Below are 20,173 nucleotides of genomic sequence, written 5' to 3'. Positions count from 1 at the left end.
TCCGCGGGATTGTCGCCGCTTGTGTCCGATGGGAGCGATACACCGAAATGGCCACGGCCTATCGGGAGGCCGTGTCCGGCCGGCGGACAGGGGTGGCGGGATCGCCCGCATGTCGGGTGCGCGATGGGGATGCACGAGAACCGGGGCACATCCGGCTCGGCCCGATGCCCCCATCCGCCCCGCCGGCCTTACGCCGGTTTCGCCGCTCCTAAGCCGCAATCGCCGACAATCGCCAGCGGTCCTCCCCAGCGGTTCTGGCCCTCGATCCTCGCCCGCCGTTTCCGGCACGGCCGATCCTTGCGCCGAGGTATGGGCTCGCCGCCAATCGGACATCAGGTATGTGTCTGTAAACGGTCTGGGATTATATCCTCGTCGAGAGTGTTCGAGCTCCGGAGCGTGTCGAGTGCAGGCGGACCAGGATACACACGAATCCTCCGAACCGATCTTGCGGCGCGAGGAAAGGAATTCGACCAACTGGATTGCCACGATCCGGATTCCAAACGGCGAAGACATCCCCTGCACCGTGAAGGACGTCTCCAAATCCGGCGCCAAGATCGGCGTCCCCGCCTACCATGTCTTGCCGGATACGTTCCTGCTCCGGATCATCGGCCGGGACTTCGTCTGCATGGTCAAGCTCGCCTGGAGGCGGGGCGACTATGTGGGCGTGAGGATCGAGCGCGTCGGCAAGGTTCCGCCACCGCCCGCCAAGGCGGTGGGGTCCGTCAAGCAGGCGCCGCCGCCCGCGCCGCGTCCCGTCGATGCGGCGCCGCCACCTGCGGAACCGGGTGGGATCGGCATACGCTCACGCAGGCGGGGCTTGTCGACGTTATGAGACCGCCGCTTCCCGGAATGTCTCGGACAGCTCGGCTCCCGAGAGGCAGAAGGCGACGGTGATACGAGGCCTCGACGGAGGGTGACTCATCGAGGCCTGAACGCGCAGTGGCGGCCGTCCGCCGGGACCCCGTCGGGGGCATCTCTCGACATCGTGATGGTCGGGTCGAGCCGGGCTGCTTCAGCCGCCAGACGGATGGGCGATCTCGAACGCGCAAACGCCGCCGGATCGAATCGACCAAGTCCCCGATGCGCAGGTGTCAAACCGCACTGCGACCCGCCAAGAGCGGGCCCATATCGGTCTTACACAAGAACTCACGGTCTGCCGCCTTTCGACGGATACCGCGTAAACTTCGAGGACTCCGTTATGAATGCCCGTCTTGCTTCCGCCGTTGCCGCTGTCGTCTTGTCTGTCGGTGCCGTTGCTTCGCCTGCTCTTGCGCAGAGCTACAATGCGCCGGCCGGCATCTCGGCTTATGCGGCTCCCGGCAATGCCGGCCGTCGGGTCGTCGCCGATGACGATCTGACCACCGGATCCGTCGTCAGCCGCCGCAGCGTCGATTCCGCCCGGGAAGGCAACGCCGAGCAGAACAGCTTCCCGGTCTGGCAGTACGGCCGCACCTCCGGCGGCCCCCGCTAGACACTTGTAAAGCGGTCACATGAAAACGGCGGGGCGAAAGCCCCGCCGTTTTCATGTCTGCCTCGTGGAAGCGCTTCCCGGAATCAGGCGGCTTTGGCCATCAGCGGGCGCAGCAGCTTGGCGAAGCGCGCCGCCCACTCGATCTGGCCCGGCTCCAGGGCGATGAGATCCTGCCGGATCTCCACCAGGGCGTTGGGAAGGTCGCGGGCGATGGCGTGGCGGTCGATCGTGTCGCCCGGCAGGCCGCCGCCATAGGGTTCGTTGTCGCCCACCGTCAGCCCGGCCGGGTCGGCGCGAAGGCCGGCGATGAGCGGCGCGCTCATGCGGTCGTCCCGGTCCCACAGGATGCCCACGTGCCAGGGCCGCATATAACCGCGCCAGGATGCGGTGAAGCTGTGCATGGTGACGATGGAGGGCGGCACGCCCGCCGCCATCGCCCGCGCCACGGCCGCGTCCACGGCCTCGTCGAACGGCGCGTAGAAGCGCCGGATCCGCTCCTCCTTGCCGGCCTCGTCGATGCGGGCATTGCCCGGCACCACGGCCCCGTCCGACAGCCGCATCACCAGGGTCGGGTCCTCGCGTCCCCGGTTGGGATCGATGACCAGGCGCGAGAACCGCGTGAGGATCGCCGGCGCGCCGAGATGCGCGGCCAGGCGCCGGGTCACGGCGGCGGCGCCGATATCGTAGGCGATATGGCGTGCGAATTCCTGCTCCGGGACGCCGAGTTGGGCGAGATCCTCGGGCACGTGATTCGAGGCGTGCTCGCAGATGAGGAGGAGTCCGGATGTGGGATCGCCGGGGATCGTCTCGACGGGATGCGGCGGCAGCATGAGGCGGACACGGTCCTTCGGGGCCGGATCGGGAGGGTGATCTCCCGTCTTCGGGCAGGAAACACGCCGCCTGTCGCGCAATCGCACGCTTGCCGAGGCGGCAGGGCTCGGGCACAGCACGTATAGGCGATCGCGCCGCCACGGCAACAATCCGGCGGACAAGCAATCCGGCCCGCGCGATCGGACCTTGATGAGACACGGACACGCCATGACCGCGCCTTCACCCGCCCCCTCCCCCTCGTCTCACGATGCCGCCCGCGGCCTGCTCCTCGGCTTCCTCGACGAGGCGATCGCCGCCGCGCATCCGTCCCGCTGCCTGGTGCCGCACCTGCCCGCCCCCGGAAACGGCCGGCTGATCATCCTCGGTGCCGGCAAGGCCGGCGGCAGCATGGCCGCGGTGGCGAGCCGGTTCTACCGGGAGCAGCACGGCGTCGACGAGAGCCGCATCGTCGGCCTGGCGGTGGCCCGCCACGGCTACGGCGAGGAAGCCCCGATGATCCGCATGGTCGAGGCCGGCCATCCGGTGCCGGACCAGGCCGGGATCGACGCCACCATCGACGCCCTGAAGATCGCGGCCGATGCCGGCCCGGAGGACGACGTCTTGGTGCTGCTGTCGGGCGGCGGTTCGGCCAACTGGATCGCGCCGGCCGGCGACCTCACCCTCACGGAGAAGCAGGCGATCACCAAGGCGCTGCTGCGCTCCGGTGCGCCGATCAACGAGATCAACGCGGTGCGCAAGCACCTCTCCCGGATCAAGGGCGGCCGCCTCGCCATGATGGCCCGCAACGCCCGCTCGATCCTGACGCTGGCCATTTCCGACGTGCCGCATGACGACCCGGCGGTGATCGCTTCGGGCCCCACCGTGCCCGATCCCTCGACCCTTGCCGATGCCCGCGCCATCTGCGAGCGCCGCGGCATCCCCCTGCCGGAGACCGCCAAGGCCCTCCTGAACGATCCGGCCAACGAGACGCCGAAGGCCGGCGACCCGTCCTTCGCCCGCGCGGAATACCGCATCATCGCACGGCCGATCGACGCGCTCGACGCGGCGGCGGAGGCGGCCAAGCGCGCCGGCTACGAGATCGTGATGCTCGGCCCCGACGTCGAGGGCGAGGCCCGCGAGGTCGCGGCGGAACACGCCGCTCTCGCCAAGGAGATGAAGGCGGCCGGCCGCAAGGCGGCGATCGTCTCCGGCGGCGAGCTCACCGTGACCATCGTCGGCGAGGGCCATGGCGGCCCGAACCAGGAATACGCCCTCGCCCTCGCCATCGGCCTCGACGGCGAGCCGGGAATCCTCGGCATCGCCGCCGATACCGACGGCACCGATGGCGGTCGCGGCGAGGCCACCGACCCGGCCGGCGGTCTCGTCGATCCGACGACGCTGGAGCGCGCCCGCGCCGCCGGCCTCGATCCCGCTGCCATGCTCGCGGACAATGATTCGACGAAGTTCTTCGCCACGATCGGCGACCTCGTCCAGCCGGGTCCCACGCGCACCAATGTCAACGATTGCCGGATCATCCTTGTCGGTTAAGCCCCACGCCCCTCTCCCCTTCACGGGAGAGGGGAGCGCCATCGCCGGAAAGGCCGCCTTCTTTCCCCTCCGCGGCGGGAGATGGGCCCTGGCCGGTGCCTTCGCGGCCCTCTTCCTGAGCGCTGCCCCGGCCCGCGCCGACCTGCGCATGTGCAACCAGACCGGCAGCAAGGTCGGGATCGCCCTCGGATATCGCGATACCCAGGGCTGGGTGACGGAGGGATGGTGGGACGTGGCGCCCAAAGGGTGCGAGACCCTGCTGCGCGGCGCCCTGGCGGCGCGGTTCTATTACGTGTTCGCGGTAGACTACACCCGCGGCGGCGAGTGGAACGGCCGCTCGCTGATGTGCACCCGGGATGCCGAATTCACGATCCGCGGCGTCGAGGATTGCCTCGCGCGCGGCTACGACCGCAACGGCTTCTACGAGGTCGATACCGGCGAGCAGAAGAGCTGGACGATCCAGCTCACCGACCCGAACCAGCCGCCGGGAACGGGGCCGTGAGGGCGGACGCGATACCGGTCGTTACGGCCGCATAGCTCGGGATCAGGACCGGGAGACACCCAGGGCGTCGTCGAGAAAGACTTTGAAATTGGGGATGTCGACGGTCCAGGAATTCACCAGAGGATATTGCTCCTCCACCCAAGCCCTGTAGTCGTGACCTTTGATGATCGACAGGCGCGCATAGTTGAAGCGCAGCAGGTAGGACCCGTCCTTGATCGGCAATAGCTCGATGATCTTCGTGCCGGGCGGCGAGAAGATGATATGGGACAGGCCGGCGCCATGGGGAGCCATGATCGTCGCGGCATTCCGCATGAGCGCGATCTGGTGCCAAAGCGGAATGGCCGAGAACTCGTAGATGTCGAAGCCGCGCACGCGAGCGAGCGCTTCGATCTCGGCCTCGTTGGTCATGACCCGACGATCGGCGTCCCGGCGCGTGATGTAGACTTTGTCCGGCAGCGCCAGGCCGTGCTCGGCCGCCATGCTCGTCGCCCGTTCCCCGAGCGTCGTGAACACCGAGTCGAGATGCCGCCAACCGACCATTCCCCGGAAGGACACGCTCGCGACCAGCAGTCGTTCGACGAAGACGGTTTCGGTGAGGGGGGCGGTCGCTTCCCCGAGACCGAGGAGATCCAGCGAGGCCTGCTCGAACTTCGGAGCCTCACCATTGATCAGGATCCTGAAATCCCGATCCTGCAGGATTCCGCTCTCGGCGATCCAGCCGAAACGAGCGAGATAATCGATCAGCCAGTGATAGATGCCCTTGCTGCGCCGGTTCGCCGCGAAGCCGATCGGAATCGTCTTCACGTCCGATCGGTTCAGGGTCGAGATCTTCTCGCCGAAGGAGAGGATGACCTGTCCGTCCTCGTTCCAGATCTGGCCCGACGGATCGGTGAAGACATTGCGATATTCGAGAAGGCGGGGTTGCTTGCTCGCCTCCATCGAAGCGCGAAACTTGGCGGCATCGCCGTTCAGCATCTCGGCGTGATGGGGTGAGGTCTTCGGAGACGCCAGGAGGTCGACGGTCCCCCAGACTTCATTGGGAGGTTGCGTGGCGAAATCGAAGGAGGCCTTCTCCGGATTGATCCGGTCGCCACCCTTGAGAACGTCGCTGACGGCGGCCTTGAGCCGCGCGCGAAGCGCTGGATCCTTCAGTCTCGCAAAGACCTGTTTGGACGCCGACAGGTAGCGCGGATCGGAGCGGACGGTGGGGTCGTCGAGAAGGATCGATGCCGCGTCCGCCGGGTGATGATAGACGGCGAGTTCCTTGACCGCCGACAGTTTCACGTTGACCGGAGTATCCGCCTCCAACAGGCATTCCACGGCCTCCTTGATCACCGCCTCGTCCTTCGCCAGCAAAGCCGCGTAGGTGCGTTGCATGAGCAGCAGCGGTTGGCGCTTCAACAGCGCCCGGTCCTGGGTCTTCCGGATGACGTCCGACCATTCCTGCGCTGCCGCGTGTTCACGACAGGCGGTGAGGACTTTTCTCGCCTCGGCGGCCAGCGATGGTTCCTTCGCTGCGGCAGGCGCGGGTTCCTGACAGGCCACAGGCGCGGATTCCCGTCCGGACGACGATCCCGCCTCCGCCTCTGCCGATTTGCTCTTGGGAGAAAACACGATGCCTCGGCCTCGCTCGCGTGGAATGGACACTGCGCCGTCAGCCTTCCTGCGCTTCCGATCTGATCTTCTTGCGAGTCGCGATGCGCGCCTGCTTGCGCTCGGATTTGCGGGCCTCGATGCGGGCGACGCGCTTCGCCTCGGCTTTCTCGGATCGTTTCAGTGTCGAAGGCTCCGACATCGGACTGTATCCTCTAGCGTCTCTCGGGACCGAAGAGGACTTCCCTTCCGCCCCTTCCGAGTCACGATTGCTTGACACGCGCTGGTCTGCCACGGAGTCCGGATCCGACCGGCGTCGATCCTCGGTGTCCTTCGACGCCGAGACCGTCCCGGCAGAACCGCGACCCATCCGCTCGGGTGATCAGAGTCTGGTGGGGAAGGGAAATGCCGAACGAAGCGCCGCCGTATCGATCCGCGAGGGCGGCAGCACGCATTGGCGGGCGTCGAGCCACTTCAGATCCGTGAACTCGCGCATTCCTCGTAGGGCAGCGTCCGAAAGGCCTACCGACATCTTGTAATCCTGCATCTTGAACGAGTTGGTTTCCCCGTTAAGATTCATGTATTGCGCCGGGATACCATAGGCATGAGACACGATCAAACCGTGTAACGATGTCGTGACAATCTCCTCGCAGCTCACGATATCTGCAATGACGCGTTCGATGTCTTCGAAGGACGCGGCGAGCAGGGAAATGACCTTGATATGCTTGGCGTCGAGTTTGTCGACCGCCGCGCGGACCTCCGCCTCCTGCAGCACGTGAGCGATGATGCCGACCTTGTGCGTCTTGGTCGTCTCTGGCGTGAAGAGCTCGGGCAGGAGCACCGCGGGGTCGCCGTAGATTTCGGGGCATTCCCCGCCCGCCGCCAGGACCGCGTCGCGCGAGAGCGGGCCGCGAACGGCGGCATAGATGGCAGTCGGGCAGAGCGGATCGCTGGGGCGCGGCATCCCCGTGCCCCACAGCCGGACGCCCGGCCTGGCGAATTTCGCGATGCTTCCGATGCACAGACCTTCGGCCTGGTTGCTCGAAGCCCAGCGCGGCATCACGCCGAAGGCATGCCACAGCACGTAGGGTGTCAGGATGTCGCCGAAATTGCCCGGATAGGGGCTGCGCATCCACCACATCTTCGGGCGATACTGCTCTTCCAGGCCGGCCTCTCTTGCCATCTCCTCGAATTTGAGGAGCGCGCGATAGGAGTTGATCAGCGGCGCCCATTCCTTGGCCGACTCGGCGAGAAGGGTCGCTTCGAGCTCCAGGAAGCCGGCCGTGTCGCCGTTCTTGACGAACGTTGAGAGCGACTTGGATACCAGCTTTTCCTTCTCAATCACGCTTAGTCTCCCCATGGGGTTCTTCGAGTCGATGGAGGAGCTTATCGTGCCTGCAAAGGCCGGTGTCGAGGGCAGGTTCCGGCAGGTGCCGGGATCCATCCGCGCCCGAGCGGGATGCCGCGGCGAGCTCCCCGGAGCCAGACGTGGATGGATCGAAGGGCGGCAGGTCGCAGGCCCTTCGACCGGAGTGTCAGACCCGCAGCAGACCTTTCATGCCCGCCGCTCGCTCGCTGCCGGGAAACACCGTGTCGGACAGGACCTTCTCGTCGAAGCCGAACTGATCGATCAGCAGGCCCTTCATCACGGTGCGCAGATCCATCGTCGGCGCCAGATCGCGGCCCTCGAACAGGGCGGTCTCCTTCAGGCTCGGCCAGTCGGCGATGACCCGGCCGCCCGCCACGGCGCCGCCGACGAGGAAGGCCACGGTGGCGGTGCCGTGATCCGTGCCGGACGACCCGTTCACGTGCACGGTGCGGCCGAATTCCGTGACGATCAGGACCGAGGTCTGAGCCCAGGACGGGCCGAGCCCCTCCTTCATCGCCGCGATCCCGGCATCGAGGGAGGCGAGGTTCTTGGCGAGGCGGCCCTCGTAGGGGCCTTGCGAGGCGTGGGTGTCCCAGCCGTCGAAATTCATCACGGCGATGCGCGGCCCCGTCACCGGGGCCATCAGGGAGGCGGCGCCGCGGGCCGCGGCGGCGAAGCTGTTGGGGCCCTTCAGCGGCTGCTTGCCCATGGCCGCCATGCCGGGGTCGGACGCGATGAAATCGTCGACCTGCACGCCCTCGCGCAAGGCGTTGGCCAGGGCCTGGTCGCGGTCGTCGTAGAGGGCCTGGAGCCGCATCAGGGTGTCGGCCGTGGCATAGGGCAGGGTCTGGGGCTGCCACGTCTCCACCTGGGCCGGTCCGCGCAGGATGAGGGGCGTCGTGGCGCTCACCGAGAGGGCCTTGGTGGGACGCAGCTCGATGCCCTTGGCCTTGGGGACGAGGGAGAGCGCCCGGTTGAGCCAGCCCGTGTCGACACCCGCCCCGGCGCGGGTCATGCCGTTCTCCAGCACTTCCTGCGCGTCGAAATGCGAGCGGGCCCGGTAGGGGGTGGCGATGGCATGGAACAGCGTCGCCTCGCGCCGGGCGTAGAGATCCGCGAGGTTCGGCATCGCCGGGTTGAGCGAGAACAGCGGATCGAGCTTGAACGGCGTCTGCGTCGCCGAGAGCTTGAAATCGGAGCGCACGTTCTGGAACTGCGGGTCGCCCACCGGCATCACCGCCGACAGGCCGTCGAGGCCGCCGCGCAGGACCACCACGAGGAAGCGCGGATCGCGGCCGGACGCGGCCCAGACCTTCGGGACATAGGGCCAGGCGAAGAGCGCGCCGGCCCCCAGCAGCAGGTTGCGCCGGGTCGGCAGGTGAGAGTGCATGTCAGGGTGCATGGTGGCTGTCGCCTCTCGCGCGGCTATCGCCGTTGGAATTCCGGGCTGAGCATCAGCAGCGCCAATGCCTGTTGCGGGCTCTCGCCCCGTCCGATCACCCGGCGGGTCTCGTCGGAGTAGAAGCTGCCGAGACGATCGCCGATGAGCTCCCGGATCCCGGCCTCGTCGGCATTGAGGGTGGCGCATTGCTGGGCCCAGTCGATCCGGCTCTTGATGCCGTCGGACGTCACCCAGGCCTCGTCCTCCTCGGCCCAGCCCTTCGGCGAGGGCGCTGCCAGGAAGGGCTGCCCCATGGCGAGGAGAGCGGCCGTCGGCGAGGGCTTGAGCGGAACCTTGCCGATCATCCGCGCCGTCGCGGCGAGGAACTCGATCGGCGGGCGCAGCTTCACCGGCTGGGCCGTCCAGGCCTCTTCGCTCGCCGCGAGGGCGACGCTCACCGCCTTGAGATCGCCGCCGCTGTCGAGGAAGACCTTGGCGAGGCTCTTCTGGAGTGCCTCGGAGACCTTGTCGGAGACGAAGGCGCGCGCCATCCGGCGCGTCACGTAGCGGGCGGTGGAGGGATGGCGGACGAGGTCGTCGAGCACGGCGGCGATCTCGCCGGCGCCCGCCTCCGGATAGCGCTTGCCGAGGATCGTCTTCGCCCCCGGCTGATGCTGGCGTTCGCTGAAGATGCTCTGGCCGAACGTGTCGGAGCCCGGCTTGAGATCGACGGTCCAGCCCGTCAGGACGGCGGCGAGCGCCGTGACGTCGGCCTGGCTATAGCCGCCATCGACCCCGAGGGTGTGGAGTTCCAGCACCTCGCGCCCGAGATTCTCGTTGAGCCCCGACTTCTTGACGCGACCCACCCTGGAATCGGGTCCGGTCGAAGAATTGTTGTCGAGATAGAAGATCATCGATGGGTGCAGGATCGCGGCCCTGGCCATGTCGGCGAACCGGCCGAGGACGAACGGGCGGATGGCCTCCCGCTGAAACGAGCCGGCGGTGAGGCCGGATTTCGCCTTGGCGGTCGAGACGGTGAAATGGTTGCTCCAATGCAGGAGCAGCCGTTCCTGCACGGGTGCCTTCGTCGAGACCGCGAGGGTGAGCCACGAGATCAATTCGGCCGGGTTCTTGGTGAGGGGGCTTCCCGAGGTCTTGGCGTCGCCGCCCTTGCCCAACTTGCCCATCATCCCGTCATCCATCGACGGCGCGGCGGGGGGCGTCATCGCCATGCCGCCGTCCTGTCCGTCCTTCGCGCCCGCCTGGCGCGCCTCGGCCATCGCCTGCCTGCGCTGACGGGCGACCTGACGATTCGCCATCATCGCCTGCAACTGGCTGGTGCTGGAATTGAGGCCCTCCTCGGGCATGGGGGTCGGCAGGTCGAGCTGGGCGCGCACGTAGCGGCGCGGGTCGGCGAGGGCGGCCGCATCGGCCGGGCCGCATCCCAGGCCGAAACGACCGACCGCATTCGCGAATGCCAGATTGCGGCTCATCATCATCTCCGGCATCCGGTGCCGCCGGCCGAGGGGGCCGGGCGCCGGATGAAAGCGGCTGCATCAAGGGATGAGGTGTGAGGCGGTTTCGTGACCGCGGCCTCGACCTCACGCAGGCGTGACGTCGGCCGGTGGCGGGCAGCGTCGTCGCGGCGGCGATCTCGTTTCAGGCGGTGTCGAGGGCCGGACCGTGCCGATGCCCGGCCTTCGATCCGGCCGGGCATCATACGAAAAAGGGCCCCCTCTCGGGAGCCCTGCTTTCTCGTCCATTCCACGTCTTCTCGGCCATTCCGAGGGGGGAATGGTGGGCGCGACAGGGATCGAACCTGTGACCCCTACCATGTCAAGGTAGTGCTCTCCCGCTGAGCTACGCGCCCGGCTGAAGCGTCTCCGCTGCAGCGAGGAGCGGCCTATAGCTTTTGCCTGGAAGGGGCGCAAGGGGGCTTCTCGCCGGAACCGCCGTTTCGTTGCGCGCCGTGCAGTCCCAGACGGCTCGCAGGCCCCGATGTTGCATCGCGGCGACTAAGGCGGCGACCTGGCGGCGAAAAGCGGAGGAAATCGACCCTTCGACACGGATTCGACGCCCGACGGCGAGTCCGGGCGGGCGGGCGGCGATCGATGCACCATTATAGCGAGGTCTATCTTCAGTCATTGCGGCTATGGAGACTTCATGAATGCGTCGATAAACGAGACAGTGAATTCGAAAATTCATTTTTATCATGTAATGCGACGATGTATGAAGCGCGTGACGGCCGAACCATAGCGAAGATGATATTTGTGATTGAATAAAACAAGACATCTCGAGATAGAATTCTTATTTTTATGCTACTCTTCACGATAAATGAACGAAAATGCAATTTATCGGTTGTATTTTTACGAATGGAAATTGTGTTTCTGCCTGAAAATGGATTTTAACGGTTGCTGTGTGGTTTTTATGGATATCGGAGATTGTCCAATGCTTGATTCTCTCAAAGTCTTCGTACTGCAGCAACGCTGCCACGGGTTGGACACGGTTCTGGCCGCATATTAAGGGTCGGGGAGATAGCCGATCCGTCGGATGGCGGAGGCGTCCTCGTTCAAGAGCGTGTGCGAATCGAACGTGATCAAACGTACAGACATAGCCATCGTGGGCCGCTCCTGCCGATTGCCCGGAGCCCCCAGCATCGAAGGCCTCTGGCAGCTTCTGAGTGAGGGGCGCTGCGCCGTCGGCCGCATCCCGGACGATCGCTGGTCGCTGGAGCGGTTCGGTCATCCGCGCGCGCAGGAGCGGGGCAAGAGCTACACCTGGTCGGCGGGCGTTCTCGAGGACATCTGGTCGTTCGATCCCGGCGTGTTCGGCATCTCGCCCCGCGAGGCCGAGCAGATGGACCCGCAGCAGCGGCTCCTGCTCGAACTCACCTGGGAGGCCCTGGAGGATGCGGGCCTGCGCCCCTCGGCCGTGGCCGGCACCGGCATCGGCGTGTTCGTCGGCGCCTCCTCCCTCGATTACGGCAACCTGCGCGTCCTCGACACCTCGTCGGGCGACGCCTATGCGGCCACCGGCAACACACTCTCGATCCTCTCGAACCGGATCTCCTACATCTACGACCTGAAGGGGCCGAGCTTCACCGTCGACACGGCCTGTTCCTCGTCGCTGGTGGCACTCGATGCCGCCGTGGCCGCCATCGCCAGCGGCCGCATCGACACCGCCGTGGTGGCGGGCGTGAACCTGCTCGCGAGCCCGTTCAACTTCATCTGCTTCTCCAATGCGCAGATGCTGTCGCGCACCGGCCTGTGCCAGGCCTTCTCGGCCAATGCCGACGGCTACGTCCGGTCCGAGGGCGGCGTCGTCCTCGTCCTGAAATCCGATCGTGCCGCGGCGCGGGACGGCCATGCCGTGCGCGGCGTCATCGCGGCGAGCGGCATCAATTCCGACGGCCGCACCACCGGCATCTCCCTGCCCTCCGGCTATGCACAGGGCGCGTTGCTGGAGCAGGTCTACCGCGAGGCGGGGATCGACCTCGATGCGGTGGCCTTCGTCGAGGCGCACGGCACCGGCACCCAGGTGGGCGACCCGATCGAGGCCGGCGCCATCGGCGGCAAGATCGGCCGGCCGCGCCGGGAGCCCCTGCCGATCGGCTCGATCAAGAGCAATATCGGCCATACCGAGCCGGTCTCCGGGCTCGCCGGCCTGCTCAAGGCGAGCCTCGCCCTGGAGCACGACCTGCTGCCGCCCTCCCTGCACGCGGCCGAACTCAATCCCGACATTCCCTTCACCGACCTGAACCTCGCGGTGGTGACCGCGCCGCTGGCGCTCCCGCGCGGCCGGGCGGAGCGCTTCGCCGGCGTCAACTCGTTCGGCTTCGGCGGCACCAACGCCCATGTCATCCTCACGGACGGCAAACCGGCGCTTGCGGAGGAGGCATCCGCGCCCCGCGCGCCGGAACTGCTTCTCCTCTCCGCCCAGAGCCGTGCCGCGCTCAACGAGCTCGCCCTCGACTACGCCGAACGGTTCGAACGGGCCGATGAGGGCGAGACCGTGCGCATCGCCGCCGCCGCCGCCCATCGGCGCGAGCGTCTGTCCAGCCGCCTCGCCATTCCCCTCGATGCCGACCTGCCCGCCACCCTGCGCGCGGTGGCCGATGCCGAGGAGACCGACATCGCCCGCGTCGGCACCGCCGTCGACCGTCAGGCGGAGGTCGCCTTCGTCTATTCCGGCAACGGCAGCCAGTGGGTCGGGATGGGCCGCGAGGCCTACGCGCGCAACGCGGTGTTCGGCGCGGCCTTCGACCGGATCGACGGTCTGTTCGCCGAGATCTCGGGCTGGTCCCTGAAGGAGGCCCTGTTCGCCGAGGACCTCGCCGAGCGCATGGTCCTCACCCGGGTCTCGCAGCCGCTGATCTTCGCGATCTCCAGCGCCTCGACCACGGCCCTGAAGGCCGCCGGCCTCGTCCCGTCCTACATGCTCGGCCACAGCGTCGGCGAGATCGCGGCCGCGGAGGGCGCCGGCATCCTCAGCCTCGAACAGGCGGTGAAGGTCATCTTCCACCGCAGCCAGCACCAGGAGACGACGCGGGGCCTCGGCACCATGGCGGTGCTGCTGGCCCCGGTGGAGGAGATCGAGATCTTCCTGAAGGACTATCCGAGCCTCGACATCGCCGCCTACAACAGCCCGAAGGCGGTGACCGTCGCCGGCCCGGCCGCCGAGATCGACGCGGCGATGAAGGCACTGGCGCGCAAGCGCCGGCGCGGCCGCAAGCTCGACCTCGCCTATCCCTTCCACGGCCGGCTGATGAACCCGACCGAGAAGCCGCTGCTGCGCGACCTCGCCGGCCTCAAGCCCCATGCCGGCACGATTCCCATGGTGTCCACGGTCACCGGTGCCGTGCTGCCCGGCGCGCAGTTCGGCGCCGGCTACTGGTGGCGCAACATCCGCGAGCCGGTGCGCTTCTGCGACGCGGTCCAGGAAGCGACCCGCAAGGGCGCCCGCATCTTCGTCGAGGTCGGCCCGCGCGCGACCCTGCTCCCGCATATCGGCGATTGCATCGAGCCCCTCGGCATCGAGAACGCCACGGTCGGCGTGCTCACCAACAAGCCGGTCGGCTCGGACCCGTTCGCCCGCGCCCTCGCCTCCGCCCTCGTCCACGGCGCGGCCATCGACGAGGCGGCGGTGTTCGGCGAGAACCCGCAGGGCGACGTCGCGCTCCCGTCCTATCCGTGGCAGCGCCGGCCCTTCCGGCTCGCCGAGACCTCGGAAGGCGTCGGGGCGGCGACCCCCCGCCCCTATCATCCGCTCTACGGGTCGCGCCTGTCGCCGGACGGGCTCGAATGGAACGGCCATCTCGACATCGCGACGGTGCCCGAGCTCGACGACCACCGCATCGACGGTCAGGCGATCCTGCCGGGTGCGGCCTTCATCGAGATGGCGCTCGGCGTCGCCCGCGAGGCCATGCGCAGCGACGACGTGGTGCTGGCCGAATTCGAGATCCAGTCGCCGATGGTCTTCGGCGAGGACGCCCTGCGCGAGGTCGCCGTGCGGCTCTCGGGCAGCGGCAACCAGATCCAGATCCTGAGCCGGCCGCGCCTGACTCAGGCGGGCTGGCAGCTGCACGCCTCCGCCAAGATCGTGGACGGCACGTTCGCGGAGCGGCCGCGCGAGGTCGTCGAACTGCCGGCCGAGAACGCCGTCGAGGGGGCGGGGCTCTATCGCCTGGCCGCCGCGTCCGGCCTCGATTTCGGACCGAGCTTCCGCCAGGTCGCCCTCAGCGCCCGAATCGACGAGACGATCATCGTCTCCGAGCTGAAACCGGCGGAACCCGATCTCCGCTTCGGCCTCGTGCCGGCGCGGCTCGACGCCTGTTTCCACGGGCTGATCCTGCTCTTCGCCGATCTCATGGGCGAAGGGTCGACCAAGGCCTACGTGCCGGTGCGCTTCGGCGAGATCAGGCTGATCCGGCCCGGCGCCGTCATCGCGCGGGCGATGATCCGCACCCGGCGCTGCAACGAGCGCAGCATCCTCGCGGATTTCACCCTGGTCGACGAGGACGGCGAGGTCATCGCCACCCTGCGCGAGGGCCGTTTCCAGGCATTGCGCGCGAAGTCCGGCCAGGATCTGGCCGCCTACGCCATCGCGCAAAGGTCCGAACTCGCCACCGAGCCCACCGCGATCCCCCTCGACCGCCGGGCCCGCATCGCGGACGCCGTCCGTCCCGGCGTCAAGGCGGCGCTCGCCCCCGCGGAGGCGACGCTGTCGCCGGGCCACCTGCTCCTGGAAGGCTGGGCCACCGCGCTGGCCTATCGCATGGCCGAGGGGCTGCAGCGCTCGGGCACCGTCGCCATCGACGGGCGCGTGCCGGACGCGATGCGGCCGTGGCTCCTCAACGCCCTCTACGCCCTGGAGAGCAGCGGGCTCGCCACCCTCGACGGGACGCGCTGGACCCTGCGCAAGGACGTCACCCTGCCGTCTCCCGACGAGATCATGCGGTGGATCGCGGCCGATCATCCCGAACTCTCCGCCGAACTGGTGCTCACCGCCGATCTCGGCGCCGTGGTCGCGCGCCTCCTGGCGGGTGACCTTTCGAGCCTCCCGGCCCTGTCGCAGAATGCGCTGGACGCCTTCGTCCTGCGCAGCGCCAGCGCCCGCGCCTCGTCCGACGTGATCGCCGGCATCCTCGGGGCGGCGCAGGCCGACCTGCCCACCGACCGGTCCCTGCGCCTGCTGCAGGTCGGGTTCGGTCCGCTCTCGGCCCAGGCCGCGACGATCGCCGACGGCATCGCCGCACATCTCACCGTGTTCGAGACCGACCGGCGCCTCGCCGAGCGCGCCCGCCTCGCCCTGCCCCGCGGCGTCGCCGTCATCGAGGACGAGGCCGAGCTGACGGAAGGCGGCTTCGACGCGATCCTGGCGAGCAACGTCCTGCACCGGACCCGGCGCGGGCTCCTCGGCCCGATCGCCGACGCCCTCGCCACGGGCGGTTTCCTGCTGGCGGTGGAGCCGGGCGCCTCCCTGTTCCGCGACCTCGTCTTCGGTCTGATGCCCGACTGGTTCGAGGGCGTGGACGAGATGCCCCTGGGGCGCCTCGACGACATCACCGGCTGGCAGCGCGCGCTCAGCGAGACCGGCCTCGTCCGCGTCGCCGTCGACCGGGCGGCTTCGGCCAACGGCGACGATCTCCTGTTCCTCGCCGAGGCGCCGGTACGGGCGAAGGCCTCCTCCGGCCAGACCTTCACCTTCATCATCGGTTCGCGGGATTCCCACGCGGCGGAGACCGCCTCGTCGCTGGCGACGCTCCTCGTCGCGGCCGGCGTCCATGTCTCGATCATCCTCGATTCCGAACAGTCGCTGCTCGAACTCGAGCGGGAGACGCCCGATACCGTGGTGTTTCTCGCCGGGGCCTTCGGCACGGGCGGCGAGGCCGCCGACCGGCTGCGCGAGCGCTGCCTCGGCCTCAAGCGCTGCGTCGATCATCTCGGTCCCCGCCAGACCCGCCTGTGGGTGGTGTGCCCCGGCGCGACCCGCCACGACGGCACGTCCGACGGAGCTGTCGAATCCGGCCTCTGGGCCTTCACCCGGACGCTGGCCAACGAGGTCGCCAATCTCGACATCCGCCGCATCGACCTCGCCCAGGCGATGCCGACCAAATTCGCCTCGGAGCGCCTGCGCGACGTGATCCTGTCGGGCACCACCGAGACAGAGATCGTCCTCGACGTGGACGCGACCCGCGTGATCCGGTTCTCGCCGGGGCAGCTCTCGCGCCGCCCCGCCGTCGATGCCGTGCCCGCCCCGGCCGCGCGCCTGGAGCGCAGCGCCACCGGCGGCCTCAACGACATGCATTGGGGCCCGGCCGAGCGTCGCGCCCCCGGACGCGGCGAGGTCGAGATCGCGGTGGAGGCCACCGGCCTCAACTTCCGCGACGTGCTCTGGGCGCTCTCGATGCTCCCGGAAGAGATCCTCGAGGATGGCTTCGCCGGGCCTCGCCTCGGCCTCGAAGTCGCCGGCCGGGTGGTCTCGGTGGGCAAGGGCGCCGCGGCGTTCAAGGTCGGCGATCCCGTGGTCGCCTTCGCCCAGTCGGGATTCTCGACCCATATCGTCGTGCCCGAGCTCGTGGTGGCGCCGAGCCCGCCGGGCCTCGATCCCCAGGCGGCGGCCACGGTGCCGGTCGCCTTCCTCACCGCCTATTACAGCCTCGTCAGCTGCGCCCGCCTGCGGCGCGGCGAATGGGTGCTGGTCCATGGCGGCGCCGGCGGCGTCGGCCTCGCCGCGCTCCAGATCGCCAAGCTGAAGGGCGCCCGCGTCATCGCCACCGCCGGCTCGCGCGAGAAGCGCGCCCTGGTGAAGGCGCTCGGCGCCGAGCACGTCCTCGATTCCCGCTCGCTCGCCTTCGTCGACGAGGTCCGCCGCATCACCGGCGACGGCGTCGGCGTGGTGCTGAACAGCCTGTTCGGCGAGGCGATGGAGCGCAGCCTCAACTGCCTCAAGCCGTTCGGCCGCTTCATCGAACTCGGCAAGCGCGACTACGTCGCCAACACCCATATCGGCCTGCGCCCGTTCCGCCGGAACCTGTCGTATTTCGGCGTCGACCTCGATCAGGTGCTCCAGCACCAGGGCGAGGACGGGGCGCGGCTGTTCCGCGAGGTCATGGCCCTGTTCACGGAAGGCGGCCTCAAGCCCCTGCCGTTCCAGCCCTTCACCGCCGACGAGGTCTCCGACGCGTTCCGGCTGATGCAGCAATCCGGGCATGTGGGGAAGATCGTCATCGCTCCGCCCAAGCCCGGCAGCATCGCCGTCGCGCGCAAGGCGGATTTCACGGTCTCGGCCGAGGGCGTGCACCTCGTCACCGGCGGGCTCGGCGGCTTCGGCATCGAGGCCGCGCGCTGGCTCGCCGACCGGGGCGCCCGGCACATCGTGCTCGTCGGTCGCAAGGGCGCGTCGAGCCCGGAGGCCAAGCAGGTGGTGGCCGATCTCGCGGTCCGCGGCATCGGCGTCGCCGCGATGGCCTGCGACATCACCAGCCGCAAGGCGGTGGACGACCTTCTCGACGAGGTCGAGAGCGACGGCCGCAGGCTCGCGGGCGTGATCCACGGGGCGATGGTGCTGCAGGACGGCCTCATCGCCAATCTCGACGCAGATGCCCTCGACGCGGTGATCCGCCCGAAGGTCGTCGGCGCCGAGCATCTCGATGCCGCCACCCGTGACCGTGAGCTCGATTATTTCGTGGTGTTCTCCTCGGCCACGACCTTCATCGGCAATCCCGGCCAGGGCGCCTATGTCGCCGCCAACGGCTTCATGGAGGGCCTCGCCCGCCGTCGTCGGGCGCAGGGCCTTCCGGCGCTCGCCGTGGCCTGGGGCGCCATCGGCGATGTCGGCGTGCTCGCCCGCAACCGCGCGGTGATGGAGACCCTGGCCGGCCGCGTCGGCGTGACGCCGATGGACGCCCGCCGCTCCCTCGACCTGATGGCGGAGGCGCTGGAGGGACAGGGATCGTCTCCCGACGACGCCGTTCTCGCCATCGCCTCGATGCATTGGGGCAAGGCCCGCGAGCGCCTCGCCACCCTGCGCTCGCCGAGCTACGGCGATCTCGGCTCCGAACAGCAGGCGGAGGCCGGTACGGTGACGGCCATCGACATCGGCGGCCTGCTCAAGACCGAGGATCTGGACACGGTGCGCAAGACCGTCTCCGACGCCATCGTCGAGGACATCGCCCGCATCCTGCGCCTGCCCAAGGACGACATCAGCCGCGTGCGCCATCTCTCCGAGATCGGCCTCGACTCGCTGATGGGGGTGGAGCTCGGCGCCAGCCTGCAAGAGCGCTTCGCCCTCGACGCCCCGCCCTCGGGCATCTCCTCGGGCCTCACCGTGGTGGAACTGGCGGAGACGCTGATCCAGTCGGTGGCGGCCCCCGTGGACGAGGCCTCGGCGGCGGTGATGAGCCTCGCCCAGCGCCATGCCAGCGAGGGTGTGGACGTGCGCACCCTCGAGCCGTTCCACGAGCTCGTCGAGCAGAACAGCCTGCAGATCAAAGAAATCCTGCCGTGATAGGATCGGCGCGATAGCCACTCCGCTTCACGAAACGCTCCGCTTCACCGAAATCGGAAGATTCCATCGGCATGAGTAATCCAGCCCGACCCGACGGCGGCCGCGCGGCGCTCGCGGGCTTTGTCACCAACCGGCTCGGCCGCAACGCCAATCGGCAGGCGGCCCCGCGCCCCGAGGCGAAGGCGACGGACGCCTCGGTGCAGAAGTTCGAATCCCTGCCGGGCTACCGCGAATTGCGGCTGCAGCGCTCGGCGGCCGACCTGATCGGCCTCGGCAACCCGTTCTTCCGGGTCCACGAGACCAGGGCCGGCGCCACCACGCGGATCGCCGGCAAGGGCTTCGTCAACTTCTCATCTTACGATTATCTCGGCCTCAACGGGCATCCGGACGTGAGCGAGGCGGCGCGCCGGGCCATCGACGAATACGGCACCTCGGCCTCGGCGAGCCGGATCGTCGCCGGAGAGCGCCCCGGTCACCTGCGCCTCGAACAGGCGCTGGCCGACCATTACGAGACCGAGGCCTGCGTGGTGATGGTGAGCGGGCACGCCACCAACGTCACCACCATCGGCGCGATTCTCGAGCCGGCCGACGTGATCTTCCACGATTCGCTGTGCCACAACAGCATCGTCACCGGGGCGCAGCTCTCGGGCGCCCAGCGCCGGTCCTTCGCCCATAACGACCTCGACGCCCTGGAGACCCTCCTCGGCGCCACCCGCCACGAGCACCGCCGCGCGCTGATCGTGGTGGAAGGGCTCTACAGCATGGACGGCGACGCGCCGGACCTCGCCGGTCTCGTCGCTCTGAAACAGCGCTACGACGCCTGGCTGATGGTGGACGACGCCCACGGGCTCGGCGTCCTCGGACGCACCGGCATCGGCCTCGCCGAGCATTGCGACGTCGACTCGCGCCTCGTCGACATCTGGATGGGCACCCTGTCGAAGACGCTGTCCTCCTGCGGCGGCTACATCGCCGGGCCGGCGGCGCTGATCGAGTACCTGAAATGCACGGCCGGCGGCTTCATCTACAGCGTCGGCCTCTCTCCGCCGCTGGCCGCCGCCGCCGATGCGTCCCTCGCCCTGCTCCAGGCCGAACCGCACCGGGTCGAGCGCCTGCGCCAGAACGGCCACCTGTTCCTGTCCTGCGCCAAGAAACACGGGCTCGACACCGGCACGAGCCTCGGCCTCGCCGTCATACCGGTCATCGTCGGGGATTCGCTGAAATCGGTCACCCTGTCCGACCGTCTCTACAAGCGCGGCATCAACGTGCAGCCGATCATCCACCCGGCGGTGCCCGAGCGCTCCTCGCGCCTGCGCTTCTTCATCACCTCCGAACATACGCCGGAGCAGATCCGCGAGACCGTGACGGCGGTGGCCGAGGAACTCGCCGAGATCGAGAAGGGCGGCTCGCTGATCGAGCAGCTGATGGCCAAGCGCGGCAAACCCTGAGGCTCCGGCCGGATCGGCCCGCTTCGTCGTCGACGGGGCGTGGCCG

12 protein-coding genes and 1 tRNA gene are annotated in these 20,173 nt (G+C 68.5%); 6 read left to right on the top strand and 7 right to left on the bottom strand.

The window, feature by feature from the left end:
* Positions 1-28: 28 nt before the first annotated feature.
* Positions 29-832 carry a PilZ domain-containing protein gene (locus tag ACFQ4G_RS18615; RefSeq protein WP_379040804.1) on the top strand — a complete coding sequence of 268 codons (804 nt, stop codon included), beginning with the start codon at positions 29-31 and terminating at the stop codon, positions 830-832.
* Positions 833-1,198: 366 nt separating this feature from the next.
* Complete coding sequence (locus ACFQ4G_RS18610; RefSeq protein ID WP_238208156.1) at positions 1,199-1,471, top strand: hypothetical protein; 273 nt, start codon at positions 1,199-1,201, stop codon at positions 1,469-1,471.
* Positions 1,472-1,554: 83 nt separating this feature from the next.
* On the opposite strand, the gene ACFQ4G_RS18605 is transcribed toward ACFQ4G_RS18610, so the two are convergent.
* Positions 1,555-2,301, bottom strand: a complete 747-nt coding sequence (locus ACFQ4G_RS18605) for an N-formylglutamate amidohydrolase (RefSeq protein ID WP_238208153.1) — start codon at positions 2,299-2,301, stop codon at positions 1,555-1,557.
* Positions 2,302-2,509: 208 nt separating this feature from the next.
* Between ACFQ4G_RS18605 and ACFQ4G_RS18600 the strand changes: the two genes are divergently transcribed.
* Together ACFQ4G_RS18600 and ACFQ4G_RS18595 are read left to right on the top strand one after the other, a co-directional pair.
* A complete protein-coding gene (locus tag ACFQ4G_RS18600) occupies positions 2,510-3,829 on the top strand; it encodes a glycerate kinase type-2 family protein (protein ID WP_238208151.1) in 1,320 nt (439 codons plus the stop codon).
* Positions 3,830-3,917: 88 nt separating this feature from the next.
* On the top strand, positions 3,918-4,331 hold the full coding sequence (locus tag ACFQ4G_RS18595; RefSeq protein WP_379040811.1) for a DUF1036 domain-containing protein: 414 nt from the start codon (positions 3,918-3,920) through the stop codon (positions 4,329-4,331).
* A gap of 42 nt (positions 4,332-4,373) precedes the next feature.
* On the opposite strand, the gene ACFQ4G_RS18590 is transcribed toward ACFQ4G_RS18595, so the two are convergent.
* From ACFQ4G_RS18590 to ACFQ4G_RS18565, 6 genes are all read right to left on the bottom strand, one after another.
* Entirely contained in the window at positions 4,374-5,732 is a 1,359-nt protein-coding gene (locus ACFQ4G_RS18590) for a glycosyltransferase family 61 protein (RefSeq protein ID WP_238208148.1), read from the bottom strand.
* 253 nt (positions 5,733-5,985) lie between these two features.
* On the bottom strand, positions 5,986-6,126 hold the full coding sequence (locus ACFQ4G_RS18585; RefSeq protein ID WP_238208146.1) for a hypothetical protein: 141 nt from the start codon (positions 6,124-6,126) through the stop codon (positions 5,986-5,988).
* A 180-nt stretch (positions 6,127-6,306) separates the two neighbouring features.
* Positions 6,307-7,269 (bottom strand): polysaccharide pyruvyl transferase family protein, encoded by a 963-nt coding sequence (locus tag ACFQ4G_RS18580; protein WP_238208144.1) that lies wholly within the window; start codon positions 7,267-7,269, stop codon positions 6,307-6,309.
* A gap of 190 nt (positions 7,270-7,459) precedes the next feature.
* The gene (locus ACFQ4G_RS18575; RefSeq protein ID WP_238208142.1) at positions 7,460-8,695 is read right to left on the bottom strand and encodes a DUF1501 domain-containing protein; all 1,236 of its coding nucleotides are present in this window, start codon (positions 8,693-8,695) and stop codon (positions 7,460-7,462) included.
* A gap of 23 nt (positions 8,696-8,718) precedes the next feature.
* On the bottom strand, positions 8,719-10,167 hold the full coding sequence (locus ACFQ4G_RS18570; protein WP_238208140.1) for a DUF1800 domain-containing protein: 1,449 nt from the start codon (positions 10,165-10,167) through the stop codon (positions 8,719-8,721).
* Positions 10,168-10,469: 302 nt separating this feature from the next.
* Positions 10,470-10,544, bottom strand: a tRNA-Val gene (locus tag ACFQ4G_RS18565).
* Between the two features lie 722 nt (positions 10,545-11,266).
* Between ACFQ4G_RS18565 and ACFQ4G_RS18560 the strand changes: the two genes are divergently transcribed.
* Together ACFQ4G_RS18560 and ACFQ4G_RS18555 are read left to right on the top strand one after the other, a co-directional pair.
* The gene (locus tag ACFQ4G_RS18560; RefSeq protein ID WP_238208138.1) at positions 11,267-18,682 is read left to right on the top strand and encodes a type I polyketide synthase; all 7,416 of its coding nucleotides are present in this window, start codon (positions 11,267-11,269) and stop codon (positions 18,680-18,682) included.
* Between the two features lie 71 nt (positions 18,683-18,753).
* Positions 18,754-20,127, top strand: a complete 1,374-nt coding sequence (locus tag ACFQ4G_RS18555; RefSeq protein WP_238208136.1) for an aminotransferase class I/II-fold pyridoxal phosphate-dependent enzyme — start codon at positions 18,754-18,756, stop codon at positions 20,125-20,127.
* The last annotated feature ends 46 nt before the right edge of the window (positions 20,128-20,173 follow it).

It is taken from the genome of Methylobacterium marchantiae (assembly GCF_042679825.1).
Taxonomy (GTDB): Bacteria; Pseudomonadota; Alphaproteobacteria; order Rhizobiales; family Beijerinckiaceae; genus Methylobacterium; species Methylobacterium marchantiae.
This window is presented reverse-complemented; position numbering and strand designations above follow the sequence as displayed.

Coding starts and splice junctions, on each gene's coding strand:
- ACFQ4G_RS18585 (WP_238208146.1), bottom strand. CDS start 6,126: ATGTCGGAGCCTTCGACACTGAAACGATCCGAGAAAGCCGAGGCGAAG.
- ACFQ4G_RS18555 (WP_238208136.1), top strand. CDS start 18,754: ATGAGTAATCCAGCCCGACCCGACGGCGGCCGCGCGGCGCTCGCGGGC.
- ACFQ4G_RS18600 (WP_238208151.1), top strand. CDS start 2,510: ATGACCGCGCCTTCACCCGCCCCCTCCCCCTCGTCTCACGATGCCGCC.
- ACFQ4G_RS18575 (WP_238208142.1), bottom strand. CDS start 8,695: ATGCACCCTGACATGCACTCTCACCTGCCGACCCGGCGCAACCTGCTG.
- ACFQ4G_RS18570 (WP_238208140.1), bottom strand. CDS start 10,167: ATGAGCCGCAATCTGGCATTCGCGAATGCGGTCGGTCGTTTCGGCCTG.
- ACFQ4G_RS18615 (WP_379040804.1), top strand. CDS start 29: ATGGGAGCGATACACCGAAATGGCCACGGCCTATCGGGAGGCCGTGTC.
- ACFQ4G_RS18605 (WP_238208153.1), bottom strand. CDS start 2,301: ATGCTGCCGCCGCATCCCGTCGAGACGATCCCCGGCGATCCCACATCC.
- ACFQ4G_RS18610 (WP_238208156.1), top strand. CDS start 1,199: ATGAATGCCCGTCTTGCTTCCGCCGTTGCCGCTGTCGTCTTGTCTGTC.